This is a genomic window from Pseudomonas sp. Bc-h, from assembly GCF_002080045.1.
Taxonomy (GTDB): Bacteria; Pseudomonadota; Gammaproteobacteria; order Pseudomonadales; family Pseudomonadaceae; genus Aquipseudomonas.
This window is the reverse complement of the sequence record NZ_MUIN01000004.1, coordinates 258299-271252: the sequence shown is the minus strand read 5'-3', so window position 1 is coordinate 271252 and position 12954 is coordinate 258299. Positions and strand designations below refer to the sequence as shown.

The window sequence follows — 12954 nt, the reverse complement described above, 5'->3', positions numbered from 1 at the left end:
GGACTCGGATGGTAGCGCAGCATGCCCGGTGGGCCAAGTCAGGCTGACGTTCTGGCGGGGGCTCTCGCTGCCCCGTACCGCTAAAAGAATGGGGCAACCTTCGGCGGCTCAGCTTTTCAGCCTGTCGACCAGCGCGGTGGCCAGCTGCGCCGTCAGCCCGTACACCGAGAGCTGCGGGTTGGCACCGATGCTGGTGGGGAAGAGCGATCCGTCATGAATCGACAGATTCTCCAGTTGATGGTGCCGGCCGAGGCTGTCGACGACCGCGTGCGCCGGGTCCTCACCCATTGCGCATCCTCCCATGACATGTGCGCTGCCCAGGCGTGTGCGGAAAATCTCCAGGTTGAGGCTGTCGATCAGCGAACGGGCGTCAGCCAGGGTTTTCACGTAATCGGCGTCGCCATGCAACGGCATCACAGCCTTGGCGCCGCCGGCAAACTGGATTTCGGCCATGCTGTGCAACGCCCGGCGCACGCCATCCCAGGCGTAGGGCGAAACCTGATAGTCGAGCACCGGCGTGTTGTCCCCACGCAGTTCTACATTGCCGCCGGTGCTTTGAGGATGAAATCCATCGCGCAGCAGCGCCAGCATCATGTGAGTGTGGGGCAGTTTCGCCATGCGTTCGGCGTTCTTCGCGCCGTATCCCCCAAGCAGCGTGCTGGTGAGAGACGGCTGCAAAGGCGGGACCTCCAGTTTGTACGCCATGGGGCCCTTCACGCCGTCGCGCCACTGGAAATGATCGGAATAGATCGACTGTGGCGCACCGTAAAAGGGGTTGATCACCTGATCGAACAGCGCGGCAGAAAAGGTCACCAGGTGCAGGAAGGTCCTCTTTCCCAGACGTTCATGCGGATCGGGCGCCCTGGAACGCATCAGCAGGGCCGGACTGTTGATGCCGCCCCCGGCAAGCACCGTATGGCGTGCTTTGACGGTTATCCTGCGCCCCGTCGGCGCGACGCAGCGTTCGTCCATGGCCGCGCATTCCACGCCAAGGACCTTGCCGTTTTGAATGATCAGGCGTTCGGCGCGAGCCAGATAAAGCAGCTCGCCGCCTTTTTCCAGCGTCGCGGGAATCGTCGTGACCAGCATCGACTGCTTGGCATTGGTCGGGCAGCCCATGCCGCAATAGCCCAGATTCCAGCAGCCACGCACGTTGCGCGGAATCACATGCCAGCTGTAATCGAGCTTCTCGCAGCCCAGGCGAATGACGTCGTTGTTGGCGTTGGGGGGCATGATCCAGGGCGCCACACCCAGTCGCTGCTCCATTTTCTCGAACCACGGCGCCATCTCTGCGGGACTATGCCCCTTCACAGAATGCTCTTTGGCCCAATGTTCCAGCGTCGGAACGGGCGTGCGAAAGCTGGACGTCCAGTTGACCAATGTCGTCCCGCCCACCGCACGGCCCTGCAGAATGGTGATCGCGCCGTCCTTGCTCATGCGGCCAATCCCTTCCTGATAGAGCGTGGAATAGGCCTCGTCTTCCAGCAGCTTGAAGTCGGAGCTGGTTTTCAGAGGGCCTTCCTCGATGATCAGCACTTTGAGGCCGGCGGCGCTGAGAATTTCCGCCGTTGTGCCGCCTCCCGCGCCGCTGCCGATGATCGCGACGTCGGCTTCCAGGGTGAGATCCTGCTCGAGTTTCGAGCCGTCATGGGTTTTCCAGCCGCGAGCGATACCTTCGCGGAACGTGTCGGGAACAGGCATAGAACCTCGATCTTGTTATTGTTTTAGGTGCTGGTTCAGACTTTTGGTGGGCCAGGATAGCCACATTGCGCCCATGACTCGGACCGGCCGTACCACGCCATGAGCACCAGTTGCAGCAGAGAGCTGTGGCCTTGTCGCAGCAGATTCAGAGAGCTGTTTTCCCAGCGCGTAAGAAAGTGCCGAATCTGCCCGGCGTCAACGTTTTCCCAACTGCCCCAAATGCCTGTCAATGGCCCGCGAGTGATCCCCATTGCCAGCACGTCTAACAGCTGCCGAGTGAGTTTGAGCATTTCAGGAGACAGCCGAGCCAGGCCATGATCGAGGCTTTGCAGGGTTTGCTCGATAGCAGTCGGGATCTGGATATTACTCAGTGCCCCGTCGAGCATCACGGGAATTGCCGCGCGCAAAAAAGGCAGATCGCTGGCTCGCAAAACGCTGAATCCGGGCGCAGCAGTACTGCTGGAGCATCCGCTGAGACTCGCCGTGACGCCTGCTGTGGACAAAAACGCAGTTGCCCCGAGCCCAAGCTTGAGAACGCCGCGCCGGGAAAGTCCGGTCGTCGCTGCACTCATCGTACGAACATCCGATAGATCAGCTTCTGGATTGCCTTGCCGTATGGCGGGTAGATCAGGCGAGCCGCATTGAAACGCTGCTTGATGAACACACCCTTGGCCTTGCTGAAGGTGAGAAAACCTTCGTGGCCGTGGTAGTGGCCCATGCCCGATGCGCCCACACCGCCGAAGGGCAGGTCATCCTGAGCGACGTGCAGCAGGGTGTCGTTCAGACAAACGCCTCCGGAATGTGTCTGCTCCAGCACGCGGCGTTGCTCGGCCTTGTCGTAGCCAAAGTAATACAGCGCCAGAGGACGTGGCCGCTGGTTGATGTAATCGAACGCCTGCTCGATTCGGTCGTAGGGCACGACAGGTAGCAGCGGGCCGAAGATCTCGTCCTGCATCACCAGCATGTCGTCGCGAACATTCAGCAACACGCTGAATGGCATCCGCCGCCCTTGACCCTGTGTGTACAGCGCAATCACTCGCGCACCCTTGTCGACGGCATCGGACAGGTAGCTGTTCAAGCGCGCGACATGTCGGGGGTTGATGATCGCGGTGTAGTCCGGGTTATCGGCCAATGTGGGATAAAAGCCCGTGACTGCGCGTTTGTACGCCTGGACGAAATCCTCGACGCGATTCCTGGGCACCAACACGTAATCCGGCGCCACACAGGTTTGTCCGGCGTTGAGTGTCTTGCCGAAAGCGATGCGCTCGGCGGCGTCTTCAAGCGGCACATCGTTGGACACGATGGCAGGTGATTTCCCCCCAAGCTCCAGCGTCACCGGCGTCAGATTCTCCGCTGCCGCGCGCATCACATGGCGGCCGACGCTGGTGGCGCCTGTGAACAATAAATGATCAAAAGGCAATCTGGAGAAGGCCACGCCGACTTCAGCCTCGCCCAGCACCACAGCCACCAGATCCTCGGGGAATACCTTGGCGAACAGCTTTTTCAGCAACTCGCCAGTGGCCGGCGTCGACTCGCTGAGCTTGAGCATGACCCGATTTCCTGCCGCCAAAGCCCCTGCCAGTGGACCTATCGCCAGATAAAGCGGGTAGTTCCACGGCACGATCACGCCCACCACGCCCAGCGGTTGGTAAACGACTTTGGCTGACGCAGGCTGAAATGCCATGCCAACGCTGCGCCGGGAGCTCCGCATCCACTTTCTCAGATGACGGCGTGCGTAATGGATGTTGTGTAGGCTGGGCATCAACTCGGCGAGCAATGTCTCGTCGGCGCTGCGATGGCTGAAGTCGGCGCTGATCGCCTCGATGATGGCCTGGCGCTCGTCGCTGAGCAGCTGTCGCAAACTGTCGAGCCATTGTTGGCGCTGCCCGGCGACGGGCATCGGGTTTGCCGCAAAGGCCTGACGCTGCATGTCGAAAATTCGTTCGAGATCACTCTGTGGGGGCGGGGCATCGTCTGGCAGGGGCAAGCGTACGGATTCGACAGGCATCGCTGCAGTTCCTTCTTGAAGTTATAGAGTGGTTTTAGAGTCATTACTCTATAAAGTCAAATGACGTACCGGACTTCGTGAAATCAGCGGTGGTCTGCTTGCACAGCGCAAGGCCGCGGGCCAGACTGCCTGCGTCGATCTATTACGGTCGCTTAGCAACACCTGACATGGAGTCTCAATGCGCACGGATTACCTGGCCTTCTTCTTTTCTCTTTTCCTCTCGCGGCTGGCCGACCAGATTCTGTTGTTTCTCGTGCCGCTGATCGTCTTCCAAACCACCAACAGCGCGTCCTGGGCGGGGCTGGCATTTTTTGTCGAGACGCTGCCGCGCTTTCTTGCGTTTCCGCTGTGCGGAGCTCTGTGCGACAGGTTTGCGCCGATCCGCCTGCTACATATCAGCCAGATGTACCGCGCCGCGGTTTGCGCAGGGGCGATGGCGTTGTACGTCGTCTTCGGCGGTATTTTCTGGCTGGTGCTGCTTTCGGCCATCTGCGGCGTACTGACGACTCAGGGCATCATGGCGCGGGAAGTGGTGATGCCGCATATCTTCAAGGATTATCGATACGGCAAGACACTGTCGTACTCGCAGATCGCCGACCAGACCGGCCTTGTGCTCGGGCCGTTGCTGGCGGCGCTTTCGCTGGAAGTCTGCCCGTGGCCGGGAGTGGTCATAGGGGCGGCGCTGCTGTTCGTGCTGGCGGACCTTGCGATGCGTGAATGGCAGCGCTCCAGCCATGTCGTACTGGAAACCTTCGAGCAGCATCGCGACGTCTGGATACAGCCATTGCGTATCGCGTTCGGCCATATCCGTCGTTGCGCCGAGTTGAAGAAAATCATCTGCCTGGCAGTGGGCGTCAATCTCATCGTGGGTGTGACGCTCGCCAGTTCGGCGGCGATGGTCATCGGCTCGTTCGGCGAAAGCAAAGACTTCTACGCGGCGCTTCAGGCGTCCGGTGCGCTGGTGACCATTGCCATTCTGTTCGGGCTCGCGCGTGTCAGCCTGCCATTGTCCGTACTGGGGCGGGTGTCGTATTGCGCAATCACCCTCGGCGCCTTGGTCACAGCTTCCGGCGCGGCTTCAGAAGTCTATCTCGTGGGCTTTCTGCTCGTGGTCGGTTTCGACAAGATGTTCAATGTCTACATGCGCACCATTCGTCAGCGAGTGATTCCGCTGCGCGACTTCGGCAAGACGGTTGGCGTGATCACGCTGCTGAACAACCTGTCGCAACCGCTGGCCGGGCTGTTGGTCGGGGTTCTGGCGGCGTCGATGGGATTGCGCGGGGTCATTCTTCTGCTGGCGCTGGCTGCCGGTTTGATCGGCGTTGCTGTGGCGGTGTTCGGTCGAGCCAGCGTTCATGAGTCCGTCGAGTCGTGAAGATTGCCCCGCATGCCGACGCTTGCGTTAAGATCCAGCACATTCCCGTTACGTCCGTACCTTCGAGTCGAGCATGGCGCCGCGCATAAAAACTCTACGCATCAAGACCCGAGAACGCATCGTGCAGAGCAGCCTGGAGCTGTTCAACCAACAGGGCGAGCGCAGCGTCAGCACCAATCACATCGCCGCGCACATGGAAATCTCGCCGGGCAACCTGTACTACCACTTCCCCAACAAGCAGGCGATCATCGCCGAGCTGTTCACCGAATACGAAACCCTGGTCGACAGTTTTCTGCACCCGCCCAAGGGGCGTCTTCCCGATGTCGCCGACAAGCGCCATTACCTGATGGCGCTGCTTGATGGCATGTGGCGCTATCGGTTTCTGCATCGCGATCTTGAGCATCTGCTCGACGCCGATCCGGAACTGGCCGATCGCTACAGGCGCTTCTCCCAGCACTGCCTGATCAAAGCCATGGCGATTTATGGCGGGTTTGTCGAGGCGGGCATTCTGGATATGGACAAGGTGCAGATCGAGTCGCTGACCCTCAATGCCTGGATCATTCTGACGTCTTGGGTGCGTTTCCTCTGTACGACCCGCGAAAACGCCACGCATCTGAACGAAGATGCCATCCGTCGCGGGGTGTATCAGGTATTGATGCTGGAAATGGCGTACGTCACGCCAGAGGCTCGGGATGCCGTGCATGCACTATGCGCAGAGTTTTATGTGCCGTTGAACAAGGCACTGGAAGACGCGGGCTGAGCCGCGTTCACCCAATTACATCGACTGTCTTATAGCCACTTTCACTGTCTGCAGGAGCCCGTCATGTCCATCGCGCAATTGATCAGCCCGCAACAACTGGCCGAGCGCCTACAACGGCCGGGGCTTGTGATTCTCGATTGTCGTTCTTCCCTTGATGATGTGGACTACGGGCAGCGCAGCTATGCTGAGGGCCACATTGAGGGGTCGTCCTACGCCGACTTGCTCAATGACCTCAGCGGGCCGATCACCAAGGGTGTGACAGGCCGCCATCCGTTGCCCGATCCACAAACGCTGGTCGAGCGCCTTCGCTTCTGGGGCGTCAACAGCGACAGCGAAATCGTGCTCTATGACGACGGTCCTGGCGCTTATGCCGCTCGCGCATGGTGGCTGCTGGCCTGGCTGGGCAAGCGCGAAGGCGTGTATGTACTCGATGGCGGGCTGAAGGCCTGGCACGCAGCAGGCTTACCGCTGAGCCTTGATCCGCCTCAGCATGCAGAGGGGACGTTCCAGGGTACGCCGGACGATTCGCTGGTGTTGACAGCGGACGACCTGCAGGCCCGACTGGGACAACCTGATATGACCCTGATCGACGCCCGAGCGGCTGCGCGTTTTCGCGGTGAAGTCGAACCTATCGACCCGATTGCAGGGCACATCCCTGGTGCGCAGTGCGCCGCTTTCACCGACAACCTTGGCCCTGACGGGCGTTTTCTGCCTGCAGAGCAGCTAAAAAAGCGGTTTGCCGAAACGCTGAACGGCCGCGCTCCCGAGCAACTGGTTGCCTATTGCGGCTCCGGTGTCACGGCCTGCCACAACCTGTTCGCCCTGTGTCTGGCGGGTTATCCACTGGGCGGCTTGTATGCGGGGTCGTGGAGCGAGTGGATCAACGATCCAGAACGTGGGGTAGCTACGGGGGATTGAATTGGCTGAGTCGGGCGCTGCGCCTGAAGCGTTACCCTGTCCAGTAACAGTCCGGCTTGCCGGCGGTGGCGGTTCGAATTGGATACCGCTGGCAAGCCGGACCGCTACAGCGCGTCGAAACAGGCGGTCAGATCTGCCCCATCATCCACCGCAACAGGAAGAACACCGCCAGCCCTCCGCCAATGGTCGCCAGCAGGTTGCGACTGAATGCTGCGATTCCGATCGCTGCAATCCCGGCCAGCAGATAGGCGTTATCGAACGAGAGCTGCCAATGCTGGCCATCGGGCAATAGCATTCCCGGCACCACGATGGCGGTCAGCACTGCTGTCGGCACGTAATGCAGCCCTTGGCGCACGACAGGCGCAAAGCGCAAGTTCGGCCAGGCGAACAGGCTGTAACGCATCAGGAATGTGATCGCGGTCATCCCCAGAATCAGCCACCAATAACTCACGAGTGCACCTCCTTGCCCGACGCGTCTTGGGGATGGGGTGATTGCCGACGTTCGAGCAGAACGCCTACTGCAATGCCGCTGAATGCTGCCGCCATCAGGCCCAGCTTGTAAGGCAGTGACCAGGTCATGAGGGCCACTGCGCCCGCTGCGAGTGCCGCTGCGATTTGTGGCTGATTACGCAACAACGGCACGACGATGCCGATGAAGGTCGCGAGCATGGCGAATTCCAGCCCCCAACTGGCCATGTCCGGCACGGCCTGGCCGAACAGCACGCCAACCAGCGAACTGCCCACCCAGCAGGTATACAGCGCGCTTGCCACGCCGAGCCAATACCAGTGAGCGAGGGGTTGACGGCCGTGAACCAGGTAATAGCGCTGGACTACGGCGAAGGTTTCGTCTGTCAGCCAGAATGCCAGCAGCAAACGCCAGCGCTGCGGCAAGCCTTGAACTTGTGGCTGCAGCGTGGCGCTGTACAGCACGTGGCGCAGATTGACGATGAAGGTGGTCAGCAGAATGACCACAGCACTGGCACCCGCGCCCATCAGGCTGATCACGATGAATTGCGCAGAGCCTGCGTAAACGAACATGGACATCCCGACTGCTTGCCACAACGACAAGCCGCCGACACCTGCCAGGGTTCCGAAGATGATGCCGAACGGCGCAATGCCGACCAGCATGGGCACGCTGTCGCGAAGGCCGCGAACGTAGAGTTGATTGCGGGACATGGTGTTTCTCCTTATGTCCCGAATGGTAGGCCCGCGATGAAGTGCTGTCTTGAACGATCTTGCAAGGTTTGGCTGCGTCGAACCCGAAATCTGTAGCAGTCTGCTTGCCGGCGGTTGCGATCTCAAAGACGCCGCCGACACGCCTGACGCCTACATCGGAGATCTAGGCAACGGAAGTGTCATTCGCGCCATGCACATCCACCAGCCACTCCGGAATTCGCCGCTCCAGGTAATAGGTCGGTGTTCTGATCGAGCCGTCGACAAACCCCACATGACCACCACGTTTTTGCAGGTCGAACACAGTGCCGGCTGACAGTTCGCTGGCATGGGGCAGGCTGTGCTTGAAGACGAAAGGGTCGTCCAGCGATTGCACCAGCAATGTGGGCGTGCGAATGCCGCCAAGGAAGTAGCGGCTTGAGGCACGTCGGTAATAGTCGTGAGCGTCGACAAAACCGTTCAGTGGCGCGGTGACTTTGCCGTCGAATTCCCAGAAGGTTCGCAGGTTATCCAGCGAACCGAGCGCCGCCAGTCTTGCCAGGCCATCGCTCAGCCCTTCATGCTGAAAACGCCGCTGCTTGTCTTTGATGTACCCGACCATCTCGCGCATGAAGTGCCGCTGATAGACCTTGGAAAACCCCAGGCCGATCCGATCGGCGCATTCATCCAGACGAAACGGTACCGACACCGCCGCAGCCCCTTGCAGGTTGCTGTCCAGGCCCGACTCACCCAGATGCTTGAGCAGGATGTTACCGCCCAGCGAATACCCGACGGCGTAAAGCGGTGCCAACGGCCGCGCCGTGCGGATGTGGGCGATGACCGCCGCCAGGTCCTCGCTTGCACCAGAGTGATAACTGCGTGCCAGCAGGTTGGGCTCGCCCGAGCAGCCGCGCCAGTTCAGCGCAACGCTGGTCCAGCCGCGTTTCTCCATGGCCTGTTGCAGGCCCACGACGTAAGGCGAGTTGGACGAGCCCGTAAGCCCATGCAGGACCAGCACCACTGGCACCTCGGCGTCATGCGGGCCGTACCAGTCCATGTCCAGAAAGTCGCCGTCTTCGAGCCACATGCGCTCACGCCGGCGATCCAGGTGAATGGTCCTGCGCCAGAGCGGCCCCCACAGCGTCTGCAAGTGAGGGTTGCCCAGGCCGCTTGCCGGAACGAACGCCCGGCTGTCAGCTGGCGACGACACTGCGTTCCCACAGCGCGTAATACACCTGTCCGGCCTTCTTCTCTCGGTGCAAACGCCAGGTGGCTGGCATGCCGAGAGTCGAGGGCGCGGTTTCGCTTTCGGTGTAGATCCACGCGTCATTGGCCAGCCAGTTGCGTTCTTCCAGCAACGTGCAGGCCGGAATCAGCAGGTTCTGATGGAACGGCGGGTCGAGGAAGATGACGTCGAACTGCTCCGCTGGCTGGGTCTCCAGATAGCGCAGGGCATCGGTGGCGTGGGTCTTGCCGACCGCGCAGCGCAGAGTACCCAGATGCTCGCGCAGGCTGGAAATGGCGGCCGAGTTGGTGTCCAGCGCCAGGCCCATGCTGGCGCCACGCGACAGGGCTTCCAGATACAACGCGCCGCTGCCCGCGAACGGATCAAGCACGCGCGCGCCCTCGATATAAGGCGCGAGCCAGTTGAACAGGGTTTCGCGAACCCGGTCCGGCGTCGGGCGCAGGCCCGGGCCGTCAGGGAAACTCAGCCGCCGACTGCGCCATTCGCCGCCGATAATCCGCAATTGGCCAAGGCCTGTGTGGATTTTGTGCCCCATGTGAATACGCGGCGGCTTGGAAGTCGAGGTCATTAGTGCTCCGGAACGCCAAGCGGTTGCTCGGCGGGTTTATCAGTAGGGGGCGGCAGAGGCTTCTGCGCAACGGTCGGACCGGCGGTCACGATCACCAGCTTGTCAGCGTCCAGATGTTTGTTCATGACCGCCTTGATCTGCTCGACCGTGACGCTCTGGGACTGCGTCATGAAGTCTTCGAGATAGGTCAAAGGCAGATTATAGAAGCCAACGGCGCCCAGTTGGCCAACGATGGCCGAGTTGCTGGCAGTCGAGAGCGGGAAGCTGCCCGCCAGCTCGCGCTTGGCATCGTCGAGTTCTTTCTGGGTCGGACCGTTGGCGAGGAAGTCACGGGTGATGTCCGTGACCAGCTTCAGGGTATTTTCGCTCAGTTCGGCGCGCGTCTGCAGGCCGATCATGAACGGACCTTGAGCCTGCATCGGGGTGAAACCTGATGAGACGCCGTAGGTCAGGCCGCGTTTCTCGCGGACTTCAGTCATGAGGCGGCTGCCGAAGCCACCGCCGCCAAGGATCGAGTTGCCCAACGACAACGCGGCGTAGTCGGGATCAGCGCGGTCGATGCCCAGTTCCGCCAGCATCAGGTGAGTCTGTTTGGAGGGAAACTCGATGTGGGTTTCACCGGGCTTGGGCTCGCTCGGCGCGACTGTTTTACCCAGTGCCGGACCTTTCGGCAACGAGGCCGATACCTGAGCGGCTACCGCTTCTGCTTCCGGACGGGACAAGTCGCCGACCATGGCAATGACCGCGTTACCGGCCGCGTAGGCTTTGGCGTGGAACGCTTTCAATTGAGCCAGAGTAATCGGTGTGATGCTTTTCGCGGTGCCCATGCTCGGGTGCGCATAGGGGTGATCGCCATACAGACGCTTGAACAGTTCATCGCCTGCCAGTTTGCCGGGGTTCTGCTTCTGATATTCGAAGCTGGCCATCAGCTGATTCTTGATCCGCGCCAGCGAGTCGGCAGGGAAGGTCGGTTTGCCAACCACCTCAGAGAACAGCTTCAAGGCACGCTCACGCTTGTCGGCGGCACTCAGGCTGCGCAGCGAGGCGATGGCCATGTCGCGATAAGAGCCGTTGCCGAAGTCTGCGCCCAACCCCTCGAAACCTTCGGCGATGGCGCTGACGTCCTTCCCTTTGACGCCTTCGTTGAGCATGGCATTGGTGATCAGCGCGATGCCTGGCGTCGGGCCATCCTGACTGCTGCCTGCGGCGAACAGCAAGCGCATGTCGAACATCGGCAGCTCATGGGCTTCGACGAACAGTACGCGAGCGCCTTCGGCGGTTTTCCACGACTGAATATTCAACGTGCGCCGCGCGGGTGCCTTGCCGTTGAGCTCTTTGAGCGACTCAAGAGCGGTGGCGGCTTTATCAATAGCCTTGGGGGCTTCGGCGGGTGTGTCAGCCATCGCCGAGGCGCTGCCGAGCAGGCCGAGGGTCACCGCCAGTAGCAGTGAGTGGGCCCGCGTTCGCGCAAAGCCTGTTTCGTTGCGCTTAGTCATGAGCTTTCTCCTCAGGCAAAACGTGCGCAACGGCGAGGCGTTCGCGGGTGAAATAGGTACGTGCAGCTTTCTGGATGTCTTCCGGGGTCACGCTTTGCAGTGCCGCCAGTTCGCCGTCGATCAGTCTCCAGGACAGGCCGACGGTTTCCAGTTCGCCGATGGTGCTGGCCTGGCTGGTGATGGAGTCGCGTTCGTAGACCAGACCGGCAATGACCTGAGCGCGAACCCGTTCAAGCTCTTCCTTGGTCGGAGGCTTGGTTTTCAGTTCGTCCAGCAGGCGCCAGATCCCGGCTTCGGTGTCGGCCAGGGTTTTCTTCTTCTGCTGGTTCGGGGTGGCGCTGATGGTGAACAGGCTGTCGCCACGGGCATAGGTGTCATAGTCCGACGATGCCCCGGTCACCAGTTCTTCGCCACGTTCGAGGCGGGTCGGGATGCGCGCGCTGTAGCCGCCGTCTAGCAAGGCTGAAATCAGGCGCAATGCATTCACCGATTGTGGATCGGTCGCGGTGGACAGGCTCGGCACGTTGAAACCGTACATCAAGCTCGGCATCTGGGTGGCGACATGCACGGTGATCTGACGCAAACCGGGCTCTGGCAACTCCAGCGGTTTTTTCGATGGCGGGACGTCGCGGCGCGGGATCGGCCCGAAGAAGCGTTCGGCCAACGCCTTCACTTCGTCGGGTTTCACGTCGCCGACCACTACCAGAGTCGCGTTGTTCGGCACGTACCAGGATTCGTACCAGTGGCGCAGCTCTTCGACCTTCATGCGGTCGAGGTCGGCCATCCAGCCGATGGTCGGCGTGTGATAACCGCTGGCCGGGTAGGCAATGGCCTTGAAGCGCTCGTACGCCTTGGCGTTGGGCTTGTCGTCGGTGCGCAGGCGGCGTTCTTCCTTGATGACTTCGATTTCCCGGGCGAATTCTTCAGGCGGCAGCTTCAAGGTCGCCATGCGGTCCGCTTCGAGTTCGAACGCCACGCTCAGGCGATCCCGGGCCAATACCTGGTAATAGGCGGTGTAGTCGTCGCTGGTGAAGGCGTTCTCTTCAGCGCCCAGATCGCGCAGTATCAATGACGCTTCGCCAGGGCCGGCCTTGGAGCTGCCCTTGAACATCATGTGCTCGAGCGCGTGGGAAAGGCCGGTCTGGCCGGGCGTCTCGTAGCTGGAGCCGACCTTGTACCAGACCTGCGAAACCACCACTGGGGCGCGATGATCTTCGCGCACAACGACTTTCATGCCGTTGTCCAGCGTGAATTCGGAAGTGGGTTGTGGGTCGGCGGCGTTGGCTGCGAGGGGCAAACAGAGTGTGCCGAGCAGCAGGCCTGCGGCACAGCGGGCGAGAGCATTCATTCGTAATTTGAACCTTCGAGGCGGCCTGCTTGAACTTAGCGTCGGCGGGCGCGGGGGTTAGGGCGTATCATCACATATTTCCGCCGCCGCGCCGGAGCTTGAGATTACGCAGGGCAAGGCGCGAGGAGTGTGGTTTGGTCATTCCAAACGAACGACGAGCACCGCCGCCCTGCGTAATCTCAGCCCCGGCCCTCCGGGTTGTCGCCTAAAAGCGCGCCCTACTGCGTTGAAGGCCTTGGCAAGGAAACGCACATTCCCAGCGGCCTGCGCCTTGTCTGGCGCGCTTTTAGGCGGCAACGCGGCGGTGGAAATATGTGATGACACGCCCTAGGATAGCGGCCAGTTTGCTCGACGACCATGGCTACGACGTAGGACTCTTCGT

At 61.0% G+C, this 12954-nt stretch carries 12 protein-coding genes; 3 read left to right on the top strand and 9 right to left on the bottom strand.

Annotation, left to right across the window (positions count from 1 at the left end; all coding sequences use genetic code 11):
• Nucleotides 1–108 precede the first annotated feature (108 nt).
• Genes BWR59_RS08205 through BWR59_RS08195 form a run of 3 tightly spaced genes read right to left on the bottom strand, consistent with a single transcriptional unit; the run spans nt 109 to nt 3709 of the window.
• Nucleotides 109–1701 carry a GMC family oxidoreductase gene (locus tag BWR59_RS08205; RefSeq protein ID WP_081565134.1) on the bottom strand — a complete coding sequence of 531 codons (1593 nt, stop codon included), beginning with the start codon at nt 1699–1701 and terminating at the stop codon, nt 109–111.
• A 35-nt stretch (nt 1702–1736) separates the two neighbouring features.
• Nucleotides 1737–2273, bottom strand: a complete 537-nt coding sequence (locus BWR59_RS08200) for a twin-arginine translocation pathway signal protein (RefSeq protein WP_081565133.1) — start codon at nt 2271–2273, stop codon at nt 1737–1739.
• Complete coding sequence (locus BWR59_RS08195; protein ID WP_081565132.1) at nt 2270–3709, bottom strand: coniferyl aldehyde dehydrogenase; 1440 nt, start codon at nt 3707–3709, stop codon at nt 2270–2272. Before BWR59_RS08195 ends, BWR59_RS08200 begins: the two co-directional genes overlap by 4 nt.
• Nucleotides 3710–3887: 178 nt before the next feature.
• Here BWR59_RS08195 and BWR59_RS08190 point away from each other — a divergent pair, with 178 nt between their 5' ends.
• From BWR59_RS08190 to BWR59_RS08180, 3 genes are all read left to right on the top strand, one after another.
• Nucleotides 3888–5084 carry an MFS transporter gene (locus BWR59_RS08190; protein WP_081565131.1) on the top strand — a complete coding sequence of 399 codons (1197 nt, stop codon included), beginning with the start codon at nt 3888–3890 and terminating at the stop codon, nt 5082–5084.
• 73 nt (nt 5085–5157) lie between these two features.
• Entirely contained in the window at nt 5158–5844 is a 687-nt protein-coding gene (locus BWR59_RS08185) for a TetR/AcrR family transcriptional regulator (RefSeq protein WP_081565130.1), read from the top strand.
• 63 nt (nt 5845–5907) lie between these two features.
• Nucleotides 5908–6762 (top strand): sulfurtransferase, encoded by an 855-nt coding sequence (locus BWR59_RS08180; protein WP_081565129.1) that lies wholly within the window; start codon nt 5908–5910, stop codon nt 6760–6762.
• Nucleotides 6763–6889: 127 nt separating this feature from the next.
• Here the strand turns inward: BWR59_RS08180 and BWR59_RS08175 are convergent, their stop codons facing one another.
• The 6 genes from BWR59_RS08175 to BWR59_RS08150 form a co-directional block, all read right to left on the bottom strand.
• On the bottom strand, nt 6890–7213 hold the full coding sequence (locus BWR59_RS08175; protein WP_081565128.1) for an AzlD domain-containing protein: 324 nt from the start codon (nt 7211–7213) through the stop codon (nt 6890–6892).
• The gene (locus BWR59_RS08170) at nt 7210–7938 is read right to left on the bottom strand and encodes an AzlC family ABC transporter permease (protein ID WP_081565127.1); all 729 of its coding nucleotides are present in this window, start codon (nt 7936–7938) and stop codon (nt 7210–7212) included. Before BWR59_RS08170 ends, BWR59_RS08175 begins: the two co-directional genes overlap by 4 nt.
• 163 nt (nt 7939–8101) lie before the next feature.
• Entirely contained in the window at nt 8102–9124 is a 1023-nt protein-coding gene (locus tag BWR59_RS08165) for a hydrolase (RefSeq protein ID WP_143490794.1), read from the bottom strand.
• Nucleotides 9108–9728 carry a 16S rRNA (guanine(966)-N(2))-methyltransferase RsmD gene (rsmD, locus tag BWR59_RS08160; protein WP_081565125.1) on the bottom strand — a complete coding sequence of 207 codons (621 nt, stop codon included), beginning with the start codon at nt 9726–9728 and terminating at the stop codon, nt 9108–9110. Before rsmD ends, BWR59_RS08165 begins: the two co-directional genes overlap by 17 nt.
• Nucleotides 9728–11224, bottom strand: coding sequence for a pitrilysin family protein (locus BWR59_RS08155; protein ID WP_081565124.1), 1497 nt, complete (start codon nt 11222–11224; stop codon nt 9728–9730). The genes rsmD and BWR59_RS08155 overlap by 1 nt, the downstream gene beginning before the upstream one ends.
• Nucleotides 11217–12572: a pitrilysin family protein gene (locus BWR59_RS08150; protein ID WP_081565123.1), complete on the bottom strand. Its 1356-nt coding sequence runs from the start codon at nt 12570–12572 to the stop codon at nt 11217–11219. The genes BWR59_RS08155 and BWR59_RS08150 overlap by 8 nt, the downstream gene beginning before the upstream one ends.
• Nucleotides 12573–12954 lie beyond the last annotated feature (382 nt).